This is a genomic window from Bacillus cereus group sp. Bc061 (genome assembly GCF_027715825.1).
Taxonomy (GTDB): Bacteria; Bacillota; Bacilli; order Bacillales; family Bacillaceae_G; genus Bacillus_A; species Bacillus_A paranthracis.
Map to the genome: position 1 here is coordinate 1,736,791 of NZ_JAQFTZ010000001.1, position 20,856 is coordinate 1,757,646.

Genomic DNA, 20,856 nt, shown 5'->3' on the forward strand with positions numbered 1-20,856 from the left:
ACTCTTCTATCAAATTTTTATCTTTCTTGACATTTTATTTATACAAAAAAATAAAATTTTCTTTCGTTTTTTTGTTTCTCAACAATTGTTAACATAATATATTTATGAGTACCCACCATTCGAATGAATAACTTGCCCAGTAATCCATTTCGCTTCTTCACTTACTAAAAAAGATATTAAGCGCGCAGCATCCACCGGCTCTCCTACTTTACCTTGCGGGAACTTCCATACTAAATAATGCTTCAGCTCCTCTGTAATCCATCCTGTATTCGTCGGTCCTGGATCAACAGCATTTACTGTAATCCCCTTCTCCATCGCAACTGGTGCTACTGATTTTGTAAATGCTTCAATTGCTCCTTTCGTTGCTGCGTATGCTAATTCATCAGGCATCGGCCCTAGTGACTGTCCTGAAGTAAGGTTAATAATACTTCCACTCGCCTTGCTTGCATACTGTTTTATAAATAATGAACTTAATAACATAGTAGCCCGAACATTAACCGTATAATGTTTATCTAACTGTTCTACATTTAATTCCTCAATTCTCGTATGAGTAGCATACGCTGCATTATTAATTAAAATAGATGGATCACCTAACCGTTCTGATACCATATAAAACAAACGATTGGGCGAATACGACTGCGATAAGTTGATTTCTGCCATTTCACATCGAACACCGTAACTTTCAATCTCCTCTTTCAACAAAAAGGGCTCTTTGTCATGCATTCCCCACGGCATCGCTTTATCATACTGAGACCAGTACGTGAAAAAAATGTCTATTCCTTTTTGAGCAAGCGCCTTGCATACAACTGCACCAATTCCATTCAGACGAGTGGCCCCTGTTACAATTGCTATTTTCTTCACCTTTTCTCCTCCACCTATGGATAAATCCTCTGCACGAATACAGAGGATCTATCTTTTTATTCAATATTTGACAATATACGTTCTGCACCTAATTTTAAAATTTTAATAAAGATATAATTTACAATCGTAAACATTACAAATAAAACGATAAACATAACCCACAGTCCCACTTGAAGGAAGAAGTATAATAGACTTACTCCCGCTACAATAACTAAAGCTATTAAAATATTAGCTAAAAAATTCCACAAAGTTGTATAGCGACTCTTAAATAATTTCTGCTCTGTATCCCAATGTATATCTGCAGTTTGTGCATCCCAGCGTGTGCCGATTAAATTAATTAACAATAAACCGTTCGCACTTAATAAGAACCAAAGAACCATAAATACTGGAGAAATTCCCGCTACAACTGCCATCGTAATACCGAACACTGCTAAAATAATTACATTAATTAACCAAGCCGTGATTGCTTTTGCAAAAAAGATATCCGAAGCTTTTACTGGTAAATAACGATTCACAAACCAAGAGCTTCCATCACGTGAGAATGAAGTTGTTGCGATGACGTTACTTCCCATTAAAAATAGAGAGGCACAAAGGCCAACACCAATTGCAAGTCCTGCTGATTTTGGATTATTAATATAACTCGTAACCCATTTTAAATTTCCATCTTGCACGAATAAAATGAAGAACAACATAATCGGCATAACGAAAGTTTGTACGATACAATTTAAGAAAAATTGTGGTGTACGGAATAACGTTTTAAATTCCTTTTTCACATACGCTTTCAAATGTGAACTTTGTACCGTTGATTTTTGTAAACCTTCTGCTGAAATGACTTCTTTTTTTGCTGTACTCGTTGAAAGTCCAATAACCCCTTTTAAATATGTACGCTCTGCAATGTAATAAAACAACACAAAAAATACAAATGAAATAACTGCAAAGATTATTACGTATAAAGGACCCTTCCAATTTGCATTTTCTACTAATGCTACTGCTCCAAAATATGTAGTTGGAAAATAGTTTGTCATTTGTACTAAAAGAGAAGACTGGTTGTTTGCAAGGTAATCCGCAATTGCATCTTCAGAAAACGAACTTTTATTTTTCCACTGCAAAAATACGTTAATTCCTACAATAAATAGTATACTTACGATTCCGATAAATATATTTCCTCGGTCTTTATTTTTCGCTATATTTGTATACCTCATAATAACTGTCATGAGTAACGAAGCTAGTACTAACGGCACAATCGGGAAGAGTAAGTAAATGAAAATCATATATATGTAATATGTAATAAACGCTCCACTTTTTAATCCGTAAGTAATGAAGATTGGTAGTAAAATAAATGAACTCATTACGTATTGTGTAATTAATACCGTTAAAAATTTGGCTGAAATAATTTGCGCTGGTTTTAATGGTAATGGTAATAACATTTCAATGTCATTGCTGTAGTAAAATACAGTTAAAATGTTCGTAATACTCATTAAAAACACCCATATACTCGCAATCGCAAGTCCCATTGCGATAATCATTCCTGGATCTTGCCCTAAATGTATCATTCCCTCATACATTGCATGCGTGATAGAACCAAACAGTAAAAATCCGACAAATAAAATAGCCGCAAATGAAAATACATACGCCCATCGCTTCTTCTTATCTGTTATAAAATCTGCATAATTTAATTTCAATAATACTTTCGTTAACGTCCAAATTTTACTCATTGCCCGTCATCTCCAAGAACATTTTTTCAAGTGATTCGTTGGATTTAAAATGATCTCTCATTTCATCTAAATTCCCTTTAAACTGCAAATTCCCCTTATTAATAATCGCGACGCGGTCACATAATTTTTCTGCCACTTCTAATACGTGTGTAGAGAAGAATACAATCTTTCCTTTATCCGCATGTTCTCTCATCATTTCTTTTAAAATATATGCAGATTTCGGATCAAGCCCCGTTAACGGTTCATCTAAAATCCATACATCTGGCTCATGCACGAGCACACCAATAATAACAATCTTTTGTCTCATACCGTGCGAGTAACTTTGAATTTGATCTGATAAAGCATTATAAAGATCAAATTTCTTCGCTAAGGACTCAATTCGTTCTTGGCGTACTTCTTTCGGCACTTCATACATATCTGCCATAAAGTTTAAATATTCAATTCCCTTTAATCGTAAAAACATATCTGGACTATCTGGGACATAACCAAACGTCTTTTTCGCTTCCATCGGATTTTTCATAATATCTATACCGTTAATCGTAATCGTCCCTTTGTCCACCCCATGGATACCAGTAATCATCTTAATTGTCGTTGATTTACCGGCACCATTTGGCCCTAAAAATCCAAAGATTTCTCCGCTAGGCACAGATAAACTTAAATCTTTTACTGCATAGGTAGAACCATTATAACTTTTTGACACATTCATAATTTCAATCATTCCATCCAATCCTTTCCTTAATTACCAAATAACTATATTAACATTATAGCATACTTATATTTTTATATTTTTGTATTTTTCAGTTTTTAACCTTTAAAATAAATATACAGACCTAACCCAACGATTAAAACGACAGCTAGTATAATATAAATCATCGTAAGCCTTCTAATATTCCCCTTTGTCGCTTTACTATAATTTGCATCACCCTTTCGCCCAATTAACACCGTCGCGACTACAGTAATGACTACAAGTAATACAACGATCATGATCCAATTTAGCATACCTTCCTCCCCCTCCTTACAACCATTTTACAATATTATCCTCTTTATTTCGCAGTATATTTCCTCTTTTTACTATTATTATGAAGCAAACTAAAAAACTATTATTACCATTCCTATCCATATGTGATATATTTATAACATAACGTGATTTATTTCTAACATGATAAGGAGGAACTATCATGAAAACAACTTGGATAAAATATTTAGGATTTCTCGGTTTCTTCGGTTTTCTTGGCTTTTTTTATGAAAAAGGATTGTTCACTATGTTTTGTTTCTTCTCCTTTTTCACCTCATATAGAACGGTTCAACACGATGAACTGTTTGAACAAATCGTCAATAAATCGTGCCGCAATGCCTTTATCGTTACGTTACTAACTACCGCTATCATTATGTTCATTGAAATGTTATTTCCAAACCCGGTGCTACAAGAGATTGATATCGCTCTTATTTTCGGCACACTCATTCTTACGTTTGGTTTTTCTATGTTCTTTTACGATAAACCTGTTGACGAAATGGAAGATGCACCATGGCGTTCGTAACGAAAATAAAAGAATACCGCGCCAAATTGAATATGACGCAAGAAGATTTAGCGAAACAAGTTGGTGTACGTCGTGAAACAATTAACCATCTCGAAAAAGGAAAATATAATCCTTCCTTGCAGCTTGCTCACGATATTGCGAGGGCACTTCATAGTACGATTGATGAAGTTTTTATTTTTGAGGATAAATAAAAATACCGGCATTCTTTTCACAAAGAATACCGGTATTTTTCATTTATACAACGATCACCCATACAAAACCGCATGAAATACGCCCAACAGTAAATATTGGTCTTCTATATAATCTTCATCGTATACATTCATCTCGATGTGATACATATCTTCCTCAAGACGAATATTCCAATCTGCAATTACATAGCCTTTTCGTAATAATTTTCCCATCCCAAAAGTAGTTTTATGAACAACAAATTCTTCTCTCTTATATGTAAAGGTAAATAAGAAATTTGCATCCAATAACTTTCCGTCACATACAAGTATTTCATGCTCTGCATCATGATTATCTTTATATGTTACTAAAATTCTTCTTTGACGCTGCCTACTTACATCCTTTGCAATGACGCGAATATTGTCCTTACTATCCTTTATTTCATAAATAATATTACTACCGACTTTCGGAATGAAATCTAGCACTCTCATCAACGTATTTTTATAATAGCCTCGTACTGTGCCTACTCTGTCACTTCCCTTGTAAACCTCAATAGGCACCGTATCCGCTTTACTATCACACAGTCGTTTGTAAGAAAGCTGCATCACCCGCTCTCCTCTTAAGTACTGATCAAACGTCACAGGATATTCTAACGCGCGCAGTTCTTTATTTAACTCATATAAATAACGCTGAACACTCTCCACTAATGCTGTAGTAGAAATACATTCCTGAACCTCAAATTGTTGCCAACTGGAAGAAACTCTCCATTGATTGTCCTCTTCATAGAAGAAACTAAGAATTGTCTCATCACGGTCAGGCGTTTCATAATTCATATGTACATTCTGCCCGTGCTGCACTTGCTCCATCCACTGCCCTAAATAAATGCCAAGCTCTGCGACCTTCATGCATGACTTTTGAAAAAGCACGCTGTCACTCACGCGAATCGTTACATCCCCTTCGATAAAGCCCTTTGAATAAGCATCATACCGCCGCTCATCTTCCTGTGGGATATTCTTGTCTAACTCAAATAAAAATGTTAACATCTTTCACTCACCTCTAGTTATTACACCGATCGTACCTATAAAATGAACGCAACTCAAATTATATCGACGATTTTGCCAATATATCTACCGTAACTTAAAATATATCAACGATTTTTTCGATATATCGACGATTCGACAAAGAATATCGACTTATCAACAAATATCGACACGATTAAAATGAAACTACCTTTTCTTCCGCCACTTCTACAAGTTCTAAAATTTGCAGCAGACTCTTCACTTCATAAGTCGGCTTAACACTTGCCTTATTCTCTTTCAAACTCGGATTATACCAACACGTATCAATGCCGTAATCTTCTCCGCCTTTCATATCAGAAGTGAGCGAATCTCCAACCATTAGTACACTTGATTTATCCGTAATCCCAAACTTTTCAAATGCATAATCAAAAATCTCACGTGCTGGTTTTTGATGACCAACCTCTTCTGAAATAATAATATGATCAAAGAAATTACATAAAGGCGAATTTCCGATTCTAGATTGTTGCACCTTCGTATATCCATTCGTAATGATGCCTAGCTTGCAATCTTGTAGATTCTCACATAATTGCACTGCACCTTCTATAAGATGTACTTCTTTCCCTAAGTTTTCAAGATATACATCACTAAATTGCTGTGCATCTACTTCTATATTATGAAGTGCAAATAATTGTCTAAATCGATCTACCGCTAATTCACTTAACGTAATCATTTTATTTTCTAAATCTCTCCATAACCCATTACTAATCTCTTTATAACTTGCAAGATAATCAGTATACCCTGTAGGCATACCAAACTGTACAAACGCATTATGTAATGCGTGTCTTTCCGTTTCAGGGAAATCTAATAATGTATCATCTACGTCGAATAATATAACTTTGTATTTCATGATGTTCTCCTTAGTTCCTATTTTAAAAGCTTCGTTCTCATTGCTTATAAGTTTTTATATATTTCTTGATGAAGCGCTTTAACCCGCTCTTTATAGAATACACCTTTATCTTTTATTTTCAAATGTGCTATAAATAAGTTTGCTAGCATGACAGCTGTATCTAGTCTATAAAATAAACTAACGATATGAGGGGTAACATTAAAGATACTATCATTCTTATATCCATCTTTAAATTCATCCCAACTAATCTCATTATTTTCAGCTATTCTCATTAACTCCAGCAATGGATGACCAATTAAAGCGTTATCCCAATCAACTATTGCTTTAACTTCTCCATTATACCCGATTAAATTGGCTGGTCGAATGTCCATATGTAATAAGCATTTTACATGATCTGCTGTACTAAGAATATGTTCAATTGTTTTTGTATCTGGAAGTTTAATTCCACAGTTCGTAATTGTATTAAACCCTTCTATCCGTTTCACAATTCTTTCTGCTATATACTTACTAATCGGCTCTTTAATATTTTTCTCGTAATGCAAACCATCAATTGGCATGCTATGAAGCTTGCTCACTAACTCTCCTATTTTGTGCGCAGAAATTGGCATATGATCAGTATACACACAATCCGAAATTAAAAAATCAAGTTCGACAGAAAGATGCAATCCGTGTATCTTTGGCACCGAAATACCTTTTGAATGACAATACTTAGAAAGCTCTGCTTCCTTTTTCAATGAAATCCGACTATTAAATAAATCTTCATTTATATTTTCTACTTCTCTTTCCCACGGCACTCGAAATGCCAAAGACCCCTTTTCTGAATCTCCTCGAAAAACAATATTTTGCACTCCCGTTCCAATCACCTTTAAATCCTGAACAGCTAATTCCTTATAATCTTGACTTAGTATTGTTGCTAGCTTTTCTCTTAACCCCTCTGCTTTTCCACGTGTATGAATCATTTTATCCCCCGATTCGTAAGTTCTTTTCATTCATTCTCTCTTCGTTGCACAACATTCTCATTAGCAAAATTATAACAACAATAAGAAAAGGAGGCTAATCCAATCAGCCTCCCTCCGCTTTATTTATCTTCTAACAATAAAACTTTCATTTGTTCTAACGACTCTTTCGTAAAGCCAAGTGCTTTTTCAGCATACGCTTCAACTGAACCATATTGCTTTTTCACTTCATCAATCGCAGCTTGTAAATACTCAGCACGTGCTTCGAACATCGCACCTAATATCGCTCTACTCTCATCGTTTTGTAGTTTTGCACCTAAAAAGGCCATCATTTTCTCGTTTAACTTTTCACGGAAACCGTTACTTAGTAAATAATCTTCCATTACTGTTTTCTCTGGTACACCTAGTAAAAGTAATAATAATGCTGATCCAAATCCAGTACGGTCTTTCCCAGCTGTACAATGGTTTACTAACGGTAAGTTTTCCGGGTTTTGCGCTAAGTTTAAGAAGCTTACGAACGCCTCGTTACCACTTACGAAATCTTGATTCATTTTCACAAGGTATTCGCCTGGTTTGCCTAACATAGAAAGGTCACCAACTTGGAAAAACTCATTTATGTTCAAGTCTTTTGCTAAGTCTTGCATAACTGGTAAACACACTTGACGAGCTCCTGTAATCTCAGGGTTTGGCTTATGCTTCACTTCAAAGTCTGTACGGTAATCGCAAATTAACTTTAAGCCAGACTTTTGTAAATACGCAATATCCCACTCTGTTAATCCTGCTAATTCTTCAGAACGATATAATTTACCCCATTTTACCTTACGGCCTTCTGTCGTTTCATATCCTCCCATATCACGGAAGTTAAACGCGCCTTGTAATGGCAGTCTACGCTCAGCTACTGTTACTGCTTGTCCATTACTACCTACTAGTCTAAAATATGGACGCTCATTTTCGCTCGGGTTTTCAATTGTATATGATGATTCTCCATTTACCGTTGCAAGTAATTCTCCATTTTCTTCAATATGATCTGGCGAAGTACTCCAGTAAATGCGAACTTCCTCTATATTATTTTCCCACTTTATTTGTAACGTATTATCTTCATTTCTTTCTACAGTTGCTTGTAACCAATGTCTTTGCTGCTCCATTCTTTCACCAACGCTTTCTCTTATAATCAAATCTTACTCTATTTTATTATAGGAATATCTAATTTGTCGTTCTCATTTTTCTTTTTATCTTACAAACAGGCAAAAAGTTCTTTTACTTGTTCATAAGTTGTACATGGATTTCCTCGAAATGAGTTCAAGAGAGTACATCGTTCATCCTCCTAAAACTTCCACACATACCGCTCAGTAGAACTAAGCAGCTGACATCCGTTATTTTCAAAAATATCCTTCATCCACTCATTTTGTACATTTGTCTCACCGATATAATAAGATGCTCCTATTTCTTTTAATACAAACATCGCTCCTGTAAAGAATGCTGCTTCGTATCCTTTATTTCGCATATTTGGAGCGACTGCGAAATACATAAGTTTTCCTTCTTCTAACGTCCCCTTTTCAATATATGGGATTACAATTCCGATCTGCTCTTCATTAATACTCGCAGTTAAACAATGTTCTTTCCATTGCTCTCCAATTTCTTGTAGCATCATATTTACAAATTGATCATAAGTGACTTGTTCTTCCGTCATCTCGTTCCAAAGTGAATAAAAAGCATCTTCTCCTACTTCTTCAATCAACTTAAAATCAATTTCACTTTCTACATCTTCCACTTCATATATATCCTTACATACAATGATGTTTTCAGTAACATATTCAAAAGAATACGCTTCGAAACATTTCTTATACACATCATAATTTGGGCTTTTTGAAGAAACTTCAAAAAGTAAGTTTTCAATTCCCTCTTTTTCAGCCTCAGCAACACAATATTGCATGATTCCCTTTAATTGCTCTTCTGTAAAAATCTCTGCATTATTTTCTTTTATCATGATAGAAGAAGCATTTCTTCTTATTTTAAAATGTTTTTCTAACTGTTCTATCGTCGTCATATTCTTCCCTCATCTATGTCATACTTGAATTTCTACTTGTTCTCCTTGCATGAGCAGGATTGTCCTTGAATATATAGAATACTAGAAAACATCGCATCTTTAAAGTGCGGAGGAGGTTCTCCATTGGATATTACAGCGCTGCAACAACAGTTAGAGCTTATACAACAAAATGACTATACGCAACTGCGATATATAGATATAAATGAATTAACGCTCCATATGCTTCAGTATATCGGAACGACTGATAGTTACGTTCGTTATCAACTTATCTATAAATGTTTTGTGCATTTTATTCATCATGAATTCCTTATGGATGATCAACTGAAATTACTGTTGCAAACTTGTTTAAGTGATGAATATTTATATTGTGACATATACTCCCCGCATTCAGATGGGGTTTTCACACGTTCTTACACTGTTTCGTTAATTGCGTTAATACTCCAATTCGCTAATTCGCACTACTTTTGTACGGAGGAGGATATTGAAGAAATAAAAAACAAACTCATTACATACACAAACTTAGAAACAGATTTCCGAGGCTATATTGAAAATAAAGGATGGGCTCATTGTCTTGCTCACGTATCTGATGCCTTTACGGAAATTGTTCATAATACGTATACAACTTTTGAATGGTACGAAGAGTTAATTCATTGCTTATTAAATAAAATCTTTATCCCATCTGACCTTTTTCATAATAACGAAGATGAACGAATTGTTACGCCATTACTAGCGATGTTGTATCATGACTTTCCGCAAGAAGAGTTAATTTCTATTATTCATAAAAAAATAAAAAGGCTTCCTCAAATTAGAAAACGCCTTTCGTTAAATGAATATTGTATTTTATGCGCCAACATTAAAACCTTTTTACGCACTTTATTTTTCAGAACGAAAGATGATCATAACTTAGCCTTTACAGCACGGAAAACAGAAAGAATGTTAAAAGAACTTCCTAATTATTATTAGCTATAAGGAGAATAACTATGGGTTATATTGAAGATATGAGAAATTTAGTAGGAAATCAGCCACTGATTTTAATAGGATCACACGCCATTATAGTAAATGAAAACAATGAAATATTGCTGCAGCTCCGCACCGACTTTAACCGCTGGGGTATTATTGGCGGCGCCTTGGAATATAACGAAACGTTAGAAGACGCTTTAAAGCGAGAAGTATATGAAGAAACTGGACTTATTATCAAAAATCCAGAACTATTCCGTACATACTCAGGACCAGATTTCTTTCAAATCTATCCAAATGGCGATCAAGTACACGGTGTACTCGTTGTTTATATTTGCCGCGAATTTCACGGTGAGCTTGTATGTGATCAAACAGAATCAAAAGAATTACGTTTCTTTCCGCTTGATGAATTACCTAGTACTCTTCATCCAGTTATTGAGGGGATTCTTCGCGATTTTCATCACTCCAATTAAAGATAAAAATAAAACAGCCTCATCTCCCGTCATGATAATGCGAAATGAGGTTGTTCATGTTAGATCGTTATCTCAATCTGATTTCCTTCAGGATCACTTACTACACTTTCATAGTAACCATCCCCTGTAGTTCGTGGGCCGTTTAACACAGGGTATCCTGCTTCTCTTAATGTATTCGTTAATTCGTTCACCTTTTCTTTACTACCTACAGAAAAAGCAATATGTGCATATCCTATTGTTTCTGTTTGTAATGCATCCTCTCTCCCTACCCGCTTCATAAGTTCTAGACGCGCACCACCTTCAAAAGTTATAAAATAAGATTTAAATTGCTTTTTTGTATTATGATATAAGCTATTTTCTTCACCATTAAAATATTGTTTATAAAAATCACGCATTCCTACTAAATCATTCACCCAAATTGCTACATGTTCAATTTTCATAATCGACACCTTTTCTTTTATGTTATTCAACTGGCAATTGGATGCTTCATTGCCAGCACATTTAATTTTCGTTATTTGTTCTCGTAATCATAAGATCAAGTCCTAAACTTTTTAATCCATATAAATAATCTTCTTTCCAATTGCTCACTGTTATTTTCGGAATATGTTCCGCCGGAATGTACTGCGGACAAGTTTTTACAATTTGATCTATTACAAATTGATTCACTTCATCATCACAGAAGATAAAGGCATGCGGGTTAATAATAGCTATACATGTAGCGATTAAACGAGTAATAGCATCTATATTATATTCCTCTGGATTATTCGAATCTTCACTTCTCAAAGCTTGCAAGAAATTTTTATTATTATACTGCGGGACGAAAGATATCTCTCCTGAGAAAAATGTGCTTCCGCGTACGACATCTCCATTTACCATAATACCTGCACCTGGACCATTTTGACCGGAATACAAATATACAAGAGAGGAATTGTCATAGTTTCCAGTGTTTTTATAATAACCAAGCACAGCAGCATTCATATCGTTTTCTATTACTACTGGTATAGAAAACTGTTCCTCCAAATGACTTTTCAAATTAAAATTTTGGAACTTTTCATATCCAGGAATATAAAAAATACGACCATTATCAACCGAACCAGGCACACCAATTGATATAGAGCTTATTTTCGGGAATGTAGCGATAAGACCTTCAATATGTTTAGATAATACATTTACGCCCGTATCAATTAACATACTTGAAGTACTCCCCTGTTCTTTTACTTCCCCTAAACAGTTAAAAATTGTATAGTTTGTTTCATTTTTTTCTAAAAATATCGCTAAACCTAACATATATTCTGGATTATATTCATATCGTTTCGCTCTTCTTCCACCACTTGAATCATCTAAACCAGCTAAAGTGACTTCACCGTCTTGTTTCATTTTTTCTATAAATTTACTTATCGTTGGAAAACTAATTTCTAATGTATTACTAAGCTCAACTTTCGTTGCACTACCTCGCTCTAAAAGAACTTTACGAATGCCACGAAGGATTGTCTCTTTAATCGATTTTTGAGTAACAAACTGTTCACTCAAATCGCTCACCACCTTAATCAACATACTTATTAAACCTTTTTAATAAGTTGCGTTGACAATATATCATACATCATTTTCTAAAGCAATAAAGAAGATATATTTCTACTAGCAGTATTCCAAATGCTTCCCCTAGTATACTTAAAAATTGTGTATAACCTATGATAGAAACTTACAGCAAACGAGAAAACCAGCAAAACAAATAAGAAAAAGATCGTTTCAAGAAGTAAGTAATGTCTTCGTACGATTTTCCGCACTATTTTTCTTTATATGAAACACCTTTCACATTTTCTATACGATACAACATCTGTTTATTCATGCACTCATAAAAAACGATTTCTATAAGTCTATCGTTTTAATAACTTTAGCTGGGTTACCACCAACCACTACATTATTGGGTACATCTTTTGTCACAACTGCCCCTGAAGCAATTACAGCGTTATCTCCAATTGAAATACCAGGGTTAATAATAGCTCCCCCACCTACCCAAACATTGTTACCAATCTTTACAGGCTTTCCATATTCTTTACCAGAATTCCGCTCTACCGGGTGTAAAGGATGAGTAGCAGTATAAATGTGAACACCAGGTGCAAACATACAATTATCCCCAATTCGCACTTCACAAACGTCTAAAATCACACAATTGAAATTGGAGAAAAAATTCTTTCCAATATGGATATTGTAACCATAATCACAACGAAAAGTAGGTTTAATATGTGATGCCCCGTCAGCTGAAGAACCTAAAAGCTGATTTAATAATGTAAAACGCCTCTCATCTCCTGTCTCCATCGCCTCGTTATAAAGACGTGTTAAACGTTTTGCCTCCACCCTATCAGCTACTAATTCTTCGTCATCCGCAATATACATTTCTCCCGCTAACATCTTTTCTTTTTCTGTTTTCATACAATCATCTCCTTCGTAATCAAATGAACCCTACTTATTAAATATCTTTAATAAGTATTCCTATGGTAGCATACTTTTTAACATATACAACTAAAAAGTTTCAAAAAGAAATGTGAACTCCTTACTTCACCTAATGATATTACTCGGTGGCATTTAACTAAAATAATGCACTATACATTTATGAATGAGCACACCAATATGGAATTCAATTGTTAATAAAAAAGAGATTGACCCAAAAATAGCTGAATAGCTACTTGGGTTAACCTCTTTTATTTATTATCCCTATTTAACTCTTGTACGATATCCCTTTTTCCTATTCTATTAGCAAAAGGTATAAAAATAATAAGGACTATTCCAAACATCCCCGCTATTACCGTTACGATAAGTTTGAAATCAAAAAATAAAGGTGTACGATCTATCATACTTACCATATAGGTTAATAATGCTCCTATAACAGCCCCTAGTACGATTCCAATAAGTACATATAAATTAACTTGCGTCAAAATAATTTGTACAATCCCTTTTTTCTTAACTGTTATTGCTCGTAAAATAGCAAACTCTTTTCTTTTAGATTGAATATTATTTATAAGTGTATTACATACCCCTAATGTCACACTAAACAAAATCACTACAATAACAACGATGAAAATAGACCACCTTTGCTGAAACATTAAATTAGATTGTTTTAATGATTGAGTATAACTACTTATTTTTAATTGTGGATATTGATCTTTCACTTTCTTTAATTGCTTCAACGTCTCTCTCTCATTATTTGAACTAATAAATGCACGCTCAAAAACTGTATAATCTTGTTTATATGTTACATTACTCCAATCCATAAGCACCGAAGGCGAATTCGGTAGCTCATTAACAATTAATCCGATTTCTACCTTACTAGTCGGTCTAACCTTTTGTTCCTGTTCTGAAAATAGCCCTAATTGAACGATATCACCTACATGAAGTTTATATCGCCCCGCTAACTCTTCTGTAACAATTATACTATTCTCCAAGTTTGCAGGTAGTTTTGGCAGTAATCCTTGCTTTTCCATTTCCTTTACATCACCTAAATTATAGTCAAAAGTAATATATTTTTCACCTTGCTTTAATTCTGCCAGTGAGTTCGTACTAATCGTACTAGCTCCTTTTACACTACTTATTTCTTTAAATATATTTTGTATATGAGGTGAGGAAATTGTTGAATCATTATTCAAACGATTTTCCACAACAATATGTGTTGGAAATTCTCGTTGTAAATATCTTTCATTATTTTTTTGCATCGTTTTAAATATAGTGGACCCGAAGACAACTATCACCATCATTGTACTTATCATTAAGATAACAAATGTATTTTTTCTTACTTGCGGAATTACATTTTTAATAGCAACAAATGTATTCCTTCCAAATATTTTTTTCATTATAGGTAGACATGCTATTAATATCGAAGAGAGATAAGTCGGAAATAAAATATATACTCCTAAAACGAAAAATATAGCTCCTATTAATATCACTATTGCCTGCGTATCTCCCGTATTTGCTACAAACCCACCTAAAACAGTTAAAAATAAGCTACTCATTAAAAGGAATTTCCCCATAATACTGCGTATTTTCTTATTAGAAAAATCGGATTCTTCATTCTCCCGCATAAGCTTTACTGGCAATATTTTCGAACTTCTGTATGACGGATATAACATAAACAGTTCAATAAAAAAGATACTAAAAATCACTGTTACAATTGCTATTTTATAGTCAAAATTCATTGAATTAATTTGAAAAGCAAATACATGCTCTAGCCCACTTTGTAAAAAACGGTTACTTATTACAGCTAGTAACAAACCTAATATTCCACCAAAGAAATTGATTACACTACATTGAATAAATATAACTTTAAACATTTGTTTCGTTGTTGCTCCCATTGATCGCATAATAGCAAATTGACTTTTATATTTATATAAAAACACTTCAAAATTAGACACCAACAATAACGCAGTAATAATAAGCATTAATGTAGATAAAACGATTATAAAAATATGTAATGACGCTAAGTTACTTTTTAAAAACTCGTCTTCCTCCGCAATATCGATTCTTAATTCTTTGTCTATTTTATGAATTTCACTAGACAATGCTAGTACATCTGCATTCTCTTTTGCTTTTATTAACAAATAAGTAGCTTCATTGTGCTTACCCGTTTTTTCATATATGTGCTGTTTCACCGCACCTTCAGATAAAATAAGTATATCTGGAGCTGAACCTCCAGCTTCTATATCAGGCAACACTTCTTTTACTACATATGATTTATTTTCGATTTCAATCTTTTCCCCAACTTTTACTTGTAAAGTTTCTGCTAATCCATCATTTAATGTTACTTCCTCATTTGATAGATTTTTAGAAAAGTGATATCGACTTTTAGATAATGAATCGTTTTGAACACCTACTGTATAAATAGCTGTATTCAATTTATTTACTTGCAAATGATTTACTAATACTTTTGACATGTATTCAACATTTTCTTGTTCCTTAATATTTTGCAGTAAAGATTTATCCATCAACTTATTTTGATCAGGGTTATATCCAACAGATAAATCCATATCTCCGTATACATTTTTCACTTCATTTATAACAGACTGTTTCGCATGACTCGAAAATACAATCATCGTAACAATTAGAGAAACAGCCAACATAACGCTAACTATAGAGGAAATAGCAGTGAATTTATTCGTCTTAAAAAAGCGTAAACTTAATCCTCGTACTGATTTTATCATTTTGATTTCTCCATTAATTTTTTGAATTTATCTAAAATAATATTCATATCATTTACTCCATGAGAACACGTATAATCATCAACAACTTCTCCATTATGAAAGAAGAGAACCCGATCTGCATAGGTAGCAATGTGGGGATCATGAGTAACAAGAATCATACTTTGATTAAATTTTTGTTTCATATCGACTAGTACTCTTAAAATATCATTAGACGTATTGAAATCTAAATTTCCAGTAGGTTCATCTGCAAGAACAATTGGAGGAGATGTTATTAACGCTCTACCAATTGCAACACGTTGTTGTTGTCCCCCAGAAAGCTGCACTGGTCGATGATTTTTCCAATTTACTAAACCTAGAACATCTAATATTTTATTTGTTTTTTCTCGTATCTCCTCTTCTGAATCAGCTGATAATATGAGGGGTAACGCAATATTTTCTTCTACAGATAAATCCTTTAATAAATGAAATGACTGGAATATAAATCCTATGTTATCCCTTCTGTACTCTGTCGCATACGGTTCAATGAACATATTTTCAGGTACTTCACCATTTACATAGATAATCCCCTCATCAGGCTTATCTAGAGCACCAAGAATATTTAGTAATGTACTCTTTCCAGATCCACTCGTTCCCATTATGGCAATGAGTTCTCCTTTATTTAACTCCAAAGATACATTTTGTAAGGCTCTAACATTTGTATCTACACTCTCATATGTCTTACTTAAACCTTGAACTGCTAACACAATTTCACTCATCTTTATTCACCTCAACATGATTAAATGTTATTTCCTCCATTAGATTAACTTGAATTAAAATTTTTTCTTTTAGATTACTAGGTGGTACAATTTCTGTTCCTATTTGAACTAGCAACATTTTTAATTCGAGAATTGTAACCATTTTTTATCCCTCCTCACTCTATATTGGTAACAATTTGAAATTTCGTTCGATTTTTTTGTAAAAAAATAAGGGAACGCTCAGCGCCCCCTCTCAAATCCAATCCGTTTTTTAATTTCCGCTAAATTTACTTTCGCAATAGCCCGTGCCTTCTCAGCCCCCTTTTCTAACGCTTCATATAATAAATTTGGCTCATCCATATACATAGCATATTTCTCACGAGGTCCAGCTAACTCACGGTCTACAACGCGAAACAACTCTTTTTTCACATCGCCCCATCCAATGCCAGTTTCATATTTTTCACGCATTGACTGCATTTCATCTTCCGTTGCAAATTCTTTATAAATTGTAAATAACGTTTCTAGTTCTTTCGCTTCATTTGGAAGTGAAGAATCGGTTTTGATTTTAAATATTAATTTTCGTAGTTTTTCTTGCTCTGCAAATAATGGGATCACATTCCCGTAGCTTTTACTCATCTTTCTTCCATCAAGCCCTGGTAATATTGCAGCCTCTTCTTGTATGACATACTCCGGAAGTGTAAATGTCCTGCCAAAAGTATGATTAAAATACGTCGCAATATCACGCGCGATTTCAATATGCTGAATTTGGTCTTTTCCGACTGGCACATGCGTAGCCTGAAATAGCAATATGTCGGCTGCCATTAAGATCGGATACGTATATAATCCCATATTCACTCCTGCATCGACCTCTAAACCCGCTTCTTTATTTTGCTCCACCTTCGCTTTATACGCATGAGCACGGTTCATAAGCCCTTTCGGAGTTAGGCAAGCTAATATCCAAGCTAATTCTAGAATCTCCGGCACTTCTGTTTGCCTGTAAAAAATAACATCTTCTTCAAGTCCAAGTGATAACCAAGTAGCTGCTACCTCTTTCGTATAACTACTGAACTTCTCCGGATCATGCACAGCATTTAACGCATGATAATCAGCTATAAAGTACAATGCTCTTCCTTCATTCTTCTTTGACATTTGCAACGCAGGTTTTATAGCGCCAATATAATTTCCTAAATGCGGATAACCTGTCGGCTTAATCCCAGTTAACATTATTTTCTCACTCATCCTAACTCCTCCTTTCTCAAAATAAAAAGAGCCCCTCATCCTTAAAAAAGGACGAGAGACTCCCGCGGTACCACCTTAATTAGCTATTGTTAGCTCACTTCAACTTCTTAACGTGAAGCAACCGTCTTTACCTACTCATTTCAGTTAGAAGCTCCAGAGCCCATTCCATATTCATCCCTTACTGATTCCCACCACACATCAGCTCTCTGAAAAGGTTCGAATATGTACTCTTCTCTTTCATCGCTTTTCGTTATTTTTTACAGTTTATCACATTTCACCTCTAAACAAACCAAAATTTTCTATTTTATATAGCAGGAATTTCCACTTCAATTGCCTAATATTATATAGGTTTGCAGAAATACTCGAAACAACTTTGGAGGTTTTTTCATGGTAAAATATATATCCATTTTAGGTTCAACAGGATCTATCGGCACATCTGCATTAGATGTCGTTTCAGCTCATCCCGAATATTTTAAAATCGTCGGTTTAACCGCAAATTATAATATCGAGCTTCTTGAGCAACAAATCAAAAGGTTTCAACCTCGCATTGTAAGCGTCGCGACAAAAGAATTAGCAGACACGCTTCGTACGCGTATTTCAACCAACGTAAAAATTACATACGGAACAGATGGCTTAATTGCGGTAGCTACTCACCCTGATTCAAATCTTGTATTAAGTTCCGTCGTTGGTGTTTCAGGATTACTCCCAACAATTGAAGCATTAAAAGCGAAGAAAGATATTGCCATCGCTAATAAAGAAACGTTAGTTGCAGCTGGTCATATTGTAACTGAACTGGCCAAACAAAACGGATGTCGTTTAATTCCAGTCGATAGCGAACATTCAGCTATTTTCCAATGTTTAAACGGAGAAAATAATAAAGAAATTGACAAATTAATCGTTACAGCTTCTGGCGGTGCATTCCGTGATAAAACACGTGAAGAAATGAAAACTCTACAAGCAAAAGATGCTTTAAAGCACCCAAACTGGTTAATGGGGGCAAAATTAACGATTGATTCTGCCACATTAATGAATAAAGGATTCGAAGTAATGGAAGCAAGATGGCTATTTGATATTCCTTATAAAAAAATTGATGTAATGATTCATAAAGAAAGTATTATTCATTCTTTAGTAGAGTTTATTGATGGATCAGTTATAGCGCAGCTCGGTGCTCCTGATATGAGAATGCCGATTCAATATGCGTTTCACTACCCTACTCGGCTACCTTCTTCCTATGAAAAATTAAATTTATTAGAAATCGGTAGTTTACATTTTGAAAAACCAGATTTAGAGAAGTTTCCTTGTCTACAATACGCATATGAATGTGGCAAAATTGGTGGTACTACTCCTGCTGTATTAAACGCAGCAAATGAAATTGCGAATGCACTATTCTTAAAAAATGAAATTGCCTTTTTCGATATTGAAAAAACAATTTACAAAACAGTTGAAGCCCATCATAACGTAAAAAATCCTTCACTAGATGCTATATTAGAAGCGGATCAATGGGCACGCCAATATGCACATCAATTGTTAATAAAAAAGAGCTAAAACAGATAATACTGTTTTAGCTCTTTTTCCTACGTATTCAACTTAACAAATCGATAACCATGCGTTACTAACACCTTTAATATCGCATACCCTGGAATTGCTAAAATAATCCCCATAATTCCAAATAAATTTCCGGCAGTTAAAATAATAAAAATGATAGTAATCGGGTGAATATCTAGCTTTTTCCCCATGACTTGCGGAGAAATAAATTTACCTTCTGCTAATTGTACAACCATCATTACAATAATTACCTTTAAAACCATCCCCGGCGAATCAATAAACGCAATAATTAACGCTGGTGTAATTGCGATAATTGGTCCTACGTACGGAACGATATTTACAATCATCGCTAAAATAGCGAGTAGTACTGCATATTTAATACCGATAATAAGGTAACCAATTAATAGCATAATACCGATAAATAAGCTAACGATAATTTGTCCTCTAATATACGAGCTAATCGCATAATGCATATCGTCTAGTATTCTCATCGCTGCTGGTCGTCTTTGTTCTGAAATAAACTTTAAAAAGTGATTTGGTAATTGCTCACCATCTTTTAAAAGATAGAACAATATAAACGGAACCATTACAAACGTTAAAACGACCTCTGTAATAGTACTTAAAAATCCAGTTACATTTCCTGTTACTGATGATAAAGATTTCGTAAAATCAACTGTATAGTCCTTTACCATACTCGCTACATCAATATTTAAATTCTCCTGAATTTTTCCTAGTAAATTACTTTCCCCAAATCTACGTGCTGCTCGTTCAATTTCATGACCGAAATACGGTAAGTTATCTATTAATGCATCAATTTGATCTTTAATAATTGGAATAACCGTTAAAACTAAAAACACAAATAATCCAATTACGATTAAGTATATCGAGGCTATTGATACGATTCTTGAAACACCTTTCTTTTCTAAAAGCGAAACGAATGGATGCAAAATGTAAAATAGTACGCCCGCTAATAATACTGGGAAGAAAATTGTTTTTAAAAAGACGATAAACGGCGTAAAAACAAATGATATTTTTGTTAGTAATAAAATATTAATGAACAATAGTGCAAACCCAAGTAACACTGCTAAATAATTGTGTTCTCTAAAAAATTTTTTCAACTTATCTCGTTTTCTTAAACTTACTTTCTCCAATAAAACCACCTCTTCGAATGATGAAAAGCCCTTATATAGGGCTTTTTATCATAATATAACTCTTTATTTCCTTGCAGATTTCACTACAAATGATACAATAAGAACGAGAACAATTGATCCTAATAAAGCTGGTACAATATGAATACCACCTAGTGATGGACCCCAATCTCCAAATAATTTACCGCCTAACCAAGCTCCTAATAAACCAGCAATTATATTTCCAAACATGCCAGCAGGAAAGTCTTTACCTGTAATAGAACCTGCAATTGCACCTATAATAGCACCAACTATTAATGTGATAATCCACCCCATCTTTAGTCCTCCATTTCTATTATAGTGTAATTCAATTTAGCTACTAAC

23 protein-coding genes and 1 other annotated feature are annotated in these 20,856 nt (G+C 34.1%); of the genes, 5 read left to right on the forward strand and 18 right to left on the reverse strand.

What is annotated here, in order from left to right:
• Positions 1–102: 102 nt before the first annotated feature.
• The 4 genes from PDQ40_RS09025 to PDQ40_RS09040 all read right to left on the reverse strand — a co-directional run bounded on the left by PDQ40_RS09025 (position 103) and on the right by PDQ40_RS09040 (position 3,575).
• A complete protein-coding gene (locus PDQ40_RS09025) occupies positions 103–861 on the reverse strand; it encodes an SDR family oxidoreductase (RefSeq protein WP_220779500.1) in 759 nt (252 codons plus the stop codon).
• 56 nt (positions 862–917) lie between these two features.
• Positions 918–2,576 (reverse strand): putative ABC transporter permease subunit, encoded by a 1,659-nt coding sequence (locus PDQ40_RS09030; RefSeq protein WP_270691388.1) that lies wholly within the window; start codon positions 2,574–2,576, stop codon positions 918–920.
• Positions 2,569–3,294, reverse strand: coding sequence for an ABC transporter ATP-binding protein (locus PDQ40_RS09035; protein ID WP_000570055.1), 726 nt, complete (start codon positions 3,292–3,294; stop codon positions 2,569–2,571). The genes PDQ40_RS09030 and PDQ40_RS09035 overlap by 8 nt, the downstream gene beginning before the upstream one ends.
• A gap of 86 nt (positions 3,295–3,380) precedes the next feature.
• Positions 3,381–3,575, reverse strand: coding sequence for a hypothetical protein (locus PDQ40_RS09040; protein WP_000935861.1), 195 nt, complete (start codon positions 3,573–3,575; stop codon positions 3,381–3,383).
• Between the two features lie 179 nt (positions 3,576–3,754).
• Between PDQ40_RS09040 and PDQ40_RS09045 the strand changes: the two genes are divergently transcribed.
• Together PDQ40_RS09045 and PDQ40_RS09050 are read left to right on the forward strand one after the other, a co-directional pair.
• Positions 3,755–4,114 carry a DUF3796 domain-containing protein gene (locus PDQ40_RS09045; RefSeq protein ID WP_000859221.1) on the forward strand — a complete coding sequence of 120 codons (360 nt, stop codon included), beginning with the start codon at positions 3,755–3,757 and terminating at the stop codon, positions 4,112–4,114.
• Positions 4,102–4,305 (forward strand): helix-turn-helix transcriptional regulator, encoded by a 204-nt coding sequence (locus tag PDQ40_RS09050; RefSeq protein WP_000896292.1) that lies wholly within the window; start codon positions 4,102–4,104, stop codon positions 4,303–4,305. Before PDQ40_RS09045 ends, PDQ40_RS09050 begins: the two co-directional genes overlap by 13 nt.
• Positions 4,306–4,359: 54 nt before the next feature.
• On the opposite strand, the gene PDQ40_RS09055 is transcribed toward PDQ40_RS09050, so the two are convergent.
• From PDQ40_RS09055 to PDQ40_RS09075, 5 genes are all read right to left on the reverse strand, one after another.
• Positions 4,360–5,322, reverse strand: coding sequence for a tubby C-terminal domain-like protein (locus PDQ40_RS09055; protein ID WP_270691389.1), 963 nt, complete (start codon positions 5,320–5,322; stop codon positions 4,360–4,362).
• Positions 5,323–5,494: 172 nt separating this feature from the next.
• The gene (locus PDQ40_RS09060) at positions 5,495–6,205 is read right to left on the reverse strand and encodes a YjjG family noncanonical pyrimidine nucleotidase (RefSeq protein WP_000875919.1); all 711 of its coding nucleotides are present in this window, start codon (positions 6,203–6,205) and stop codon (positions 5,495–5,497) included.
• A gap of 44 nt (positions 6,206–6,249) precedes the next feature.
• Positions 6,250–7,194 carry a phosphotransferase family protein gene (locus PDQ40_RS09065; protein ID WP_270691390.1) on the reverse strand — a complete coding sequence of 315 codons (945 nt, stop codon included), beginning with the start codon at positions 7,192–7,194 and terminating at the stop codon, positions 6,250–6,252.
• Between the two features lie 89 nt (positions 7,195–7,283).
• The gene (locus PDQ40_RS09070; protein WP_000437784.1) at positions 7,284–8,306 is read right to left on the reverse strand and encodes a tyrosine-protein phosphatase; all 1,023 of its coding nucleotides are present in this window, start codon (positions 8,304–8,306) and stop codon (positions 7,284–7,286) included.
• A 179-nt stretch (positions 8,307–8,485) separates the two neighbouring features.
• Positions 8,486–9,208 carry an acetyltransferase gene (locus PDQ40_RS09075; protein WP_000207380.1) on the reverse strand — a complete coding sequence of 241 codons (723 nt, stop codon included), beginning with the start codon at positions 9,206–9,208 and terminating at the stop codon, positions 8,486–8,488.
• A gap of 123 nt (positions 9,209–9,331) precedes the next feature.
• Here PDQ40_RS09075 and PDQ40_RS09080 point away from each other — a divergent pair, with 123 nt between their 5' ends.
• Both PDQ40_RS09080 and PDQ40_RS09085 read left to right on the forward strand, forming a co-directional pair.
• Positions 9,332–10,171: a DUF2785 domain-containing protein gene (locus PDQ40_RS09080; protein WP_266132570.1), complete on the forward strand. Its 840-nt coding sequence runs from the start codon at positions 9,332–9,334 to the stop codon at positions 10,169–10,171.
• 17 nt (positions 10,172–10,188) lie between these two features.
• Positions 10,189–10,638, forward strand: coding sequence for an NUDIX hydrolase (locus PDQ40_RS09085; RefSeq protein WP_257809916.1), 450 nt, complete (start codon positions 10,189–10,191; stop codon positions 10,636–10,638).
• A gap of 59 nt (positions 10,639–10,697) precedes the next feature.
• Here PDQ40_RS09085 and PDQ40_RS09090 read toward each other — a convergent pair whose 3' ends face one another.
• From PDQ40_RS09090 to PDQ40_RS09120, 7 genes are all read right to left on the reverse strand, one after another.
• Entirely contained in the window at positions 10,698–11,078 is a 381-nt protein-coding gene (locus PDQ40_RS09090; protein WP_266132569.1) for a VOC family protein, read from the reverse strand.
• A 61-nt stretch (positions 11,079–11,139) separates the two neighbouring features.
• Positions 11,140–12,168: an ROK family transcriptional regulator gene (locus PDQ40_RS09095; protein WP_266132568.1), complete on the reverse strand. Its 1,029-nt coding sequence runs from the start codon at positions 12,166–12,168 to the stop codon at positions 11,140–11,142.
• Between the two features lie 336 nt (positions 12,169–12,504).
• Entirely contained in the window at positions 12,505–13,068 is a 564-nt protein-coding gene (locus PDQ40_RS09100) for a maltose acetyltransferase domain-containing protein (RefSeq protein WP_000845609.1), read from the reverse strand.
• 269 nt (positions 13,069–13,337) lie between these two features.
• The gene (locus PDQ40_RS09105) at positions 13,338–15,827 is read right to left on the reverse strand and encodes an FtsX-like permease family protein (protein WP_266132567.1); all 2,490 of its coding nucleotides are present in this window, start codon (positions 15,825–15,827) and stop codon (positions 13,338–13,340) included.
• Positions 15,824–16,582 (reverse strand): ABC transporter ATP-binding protein, encoded by a 759-nt coding sequence (locus tag PDQ40_RS09110; RefSeq protein WP_001290293.1) that lies wholly within the window; start codon positions 16,580–16,582, stop codon positions 15,824–15,826. Before PDQ40_RS09110 ends, PDQ40_RS09105 begins: the two co-directional genes overlap by 4 nt.
• Positions 16,575–16,724, reverse strand: a complete 150-nt coding sequence (locus PDQ40_RS09115; protein ID WP_000256358.1) for a hypothetical protein — start codon at positions 16,722–16,724, stop codon at positions 16,575–16,577. The genes PDQ40_RS09110 and PDQ40_RS09115 overlap by 8 nt, the downstream gene beginning before the upstream one ends.
• A 77-nt stretch (positions 16,725–16,801) precedes the next feature.
• On the reverse strand, positions 16,802–17,839 hold the full coding sequence (locus PDQ40_RS09120) for a tryptophan--tRNA ligase (RefSeq protein WP_370647148.1): 1,038 nt from the start codon (positions 17,837–17,839) through the stop codon (positions 16,802–16,804).
• A gap of 5 nt (positions 17,840–17,844) precedes the next feature.
• Positions 17,845–18,050 (reverse strand) — a binding site (T-box leader).
• A gap of 137 nt (positions 18,051–18,187) precedes the next feature.
• Between PDQ40_RS09120 and PDQ40_RS09125 the strand changes: the two genes are divergently transcribed.
• On the forward strand, positions 18,188–19,345 hold the full coding sequence (locus PDQ40_RS09125; RefSeq protein ID WP_000241819.1) for a 1-deoxy-D-xylulose-5-phosphate reductoisomerase: 1,158 nt from the start codon (positions 18,188–18,190) through the stop codon (positions 19,343–19,345).
• A 29-nt stretch (positions 19,346–19,374) separates the two neighbouring features.
• On the opposite strand, the gene PDQ40_RS09130 is transcribed toward PDQ40_RS09125, so the two are convergent.
• Both PDQ40_RS09130 and PDQ40_RS09135 read right to left on the reverse strand, forming a co-directional pair.
• The gene (locus PDQ40_RS09130) at positions 19,375–20,496 is read right to left on the reverse strand and encodes an AI-2E family transporter (RefSeq protein ID WP_000416969.1); all 1,122 of its coding nucleotides are present in this window, start codon (positions 20,494–20,496) and stop codon (positions 19,375–19,377) included.
• A 63-nt stretch (positions 20,497–20,559) separates the two neighbouring features.
• Positions 20,560–20,808, reverse strand: coding sequence for a GlsB/YeaQ/YmgE family stress response membrane protein (locus tag PDQ40_RS09135; protein ID WP_000539718.1), 249 nt, complete (start codon positions 20,806–20,808; stop codon positions 20,560–20,562).
• Between the last annotated feature and the right edge of the window lie 48 nt (positions 20,809–20,856).

Coding starts and splice junctions, on each gene's coding strand:
- PDQ40_RS09065 (WP_270691390.1), bottom strand. CDS start 7,194: ATGAAAAGAACTTACGAATCGGGGGATAAAATGATTCATACACGTGGA.
- PDQ40_RS09070 (WP_000437784.1), bottom strand. CDS start 8,306: ATGGAGCAGCAAAGACATTGGTTACAAGCAACTGTAGAAAGAAATGAA.
- PDQ40_RS09030 (WP_270691388.1), bottom strand. CDS start 2,576: ATGAGTAAAATTTGGACGTTAACGAAAGTATTATTGAAATTAAATTAT.
- PDQ40_RS09050 (WP_000896292.1), top strand. CDS start 4,102: ATGGCGTTCGTAACGAAAATAAAAGAATACCGCGCCAAATTGAATATG.
- PDQ40_RS09100 (WP_000845609.1), bottom strand. CDS start 13,068: ATGAAAACAGAAAAAGAAAAGATGTTAGCGGGAGAAATGTATATTGCG.
- PDQ40_RS09040 (WP_000935861.1), bottom strand. CDS start 3,575: ATGCTAAATTGGATCATGATCGTTGTATTACTTGTAGTCATTACTGTA.
- PDQ40_RS09075 (WP_000207380.1), bottom strand. CDS start 9,208: ATGACGACGATAGAACAGTTAGAAAAACATTTTAAAATAAGAAGAAAT.
- PDQ40_RS09125 (WP_000241819.1), top strand. CDS start 18,188: ATGGTAAAATATATATCCATTTTAGGTTCAACAGGATCTATCGGCACA.
- PDQ40_RS09120 (WP_370647148.1), bottom strand. CDS start 17,839: ATGAGGGGCTCTTTTTATTTTGAGAAAGGAGGAGTTAGGATGAGTGAG.
- PDQ40_RS09035 (WP_000570055.1), bottom strand. CDS start 3,294: ATGATTGAAATTATGAATGTGTCAAAAAGTTATAATGGTTCTACCTAT.
- PDQ40_RS09060 (WP_000875919.1), bottom strand. CDS start 6,205: ATGAAATACAAAGTTATATTATTCGACGTAGATGATACATTATTAGAT.
- PDQ40_RS09115 (WP_000256358.1), bottom strand. CDS start 16,724: ATGGTTACAATTCTCGAATTAAAAATGTTGCTAGTTCAAATAGGAACA.
- PDQ40_RS09110 (WP_001290293.1), bottom strand. CDS start 16,582: ATGAGTGAAATTGTGTTAGCAGTTCAAGGTTTAAGTAAGACATATGAG.
- PDQ40_RS09135 (WP_000539718.1), bottom strand. CDS start 20,808: ATGGGGTGGATTATCACATTAATAGTTGGTGCTATTATAGGTGCAATT.
- PDQ40_RS09055 (WP_270691389.1), bottom strand. CDS start 5,322: ATGTTAACATTTTTATTTGAGTTAGACAAGAATATCCCACAGGAAGAT.
- PDQ40_RS09090 (WP_266132569.1), bottom strand. CDS start 11,078: ATGAAAATTGAACATGTAGCAATTTGGGTGAATGATTTAGTAGGAATG.
- PDQ40_RS09105 (WP_266132567.1), bottom strand. CDS start 15,827: ATGATAAAATCAGTACGAGGATTAAGTTTACGCTTTTTTAAGACGAAT.
- PDQ40_RS09085 (WP_257809916.1), top strand. CDS start 10,189: ATGGGTTATATTGAAGATATGAGAAATTTAGTAGGAAATCAGCCACTG.
- PDQ40_RS09045 (WP_000859221.1), top strand. CDS start 3,755: ATGAAAACAACTTGGATAAAATATTTAGGATTTCTCGGTTTCTTCGGT.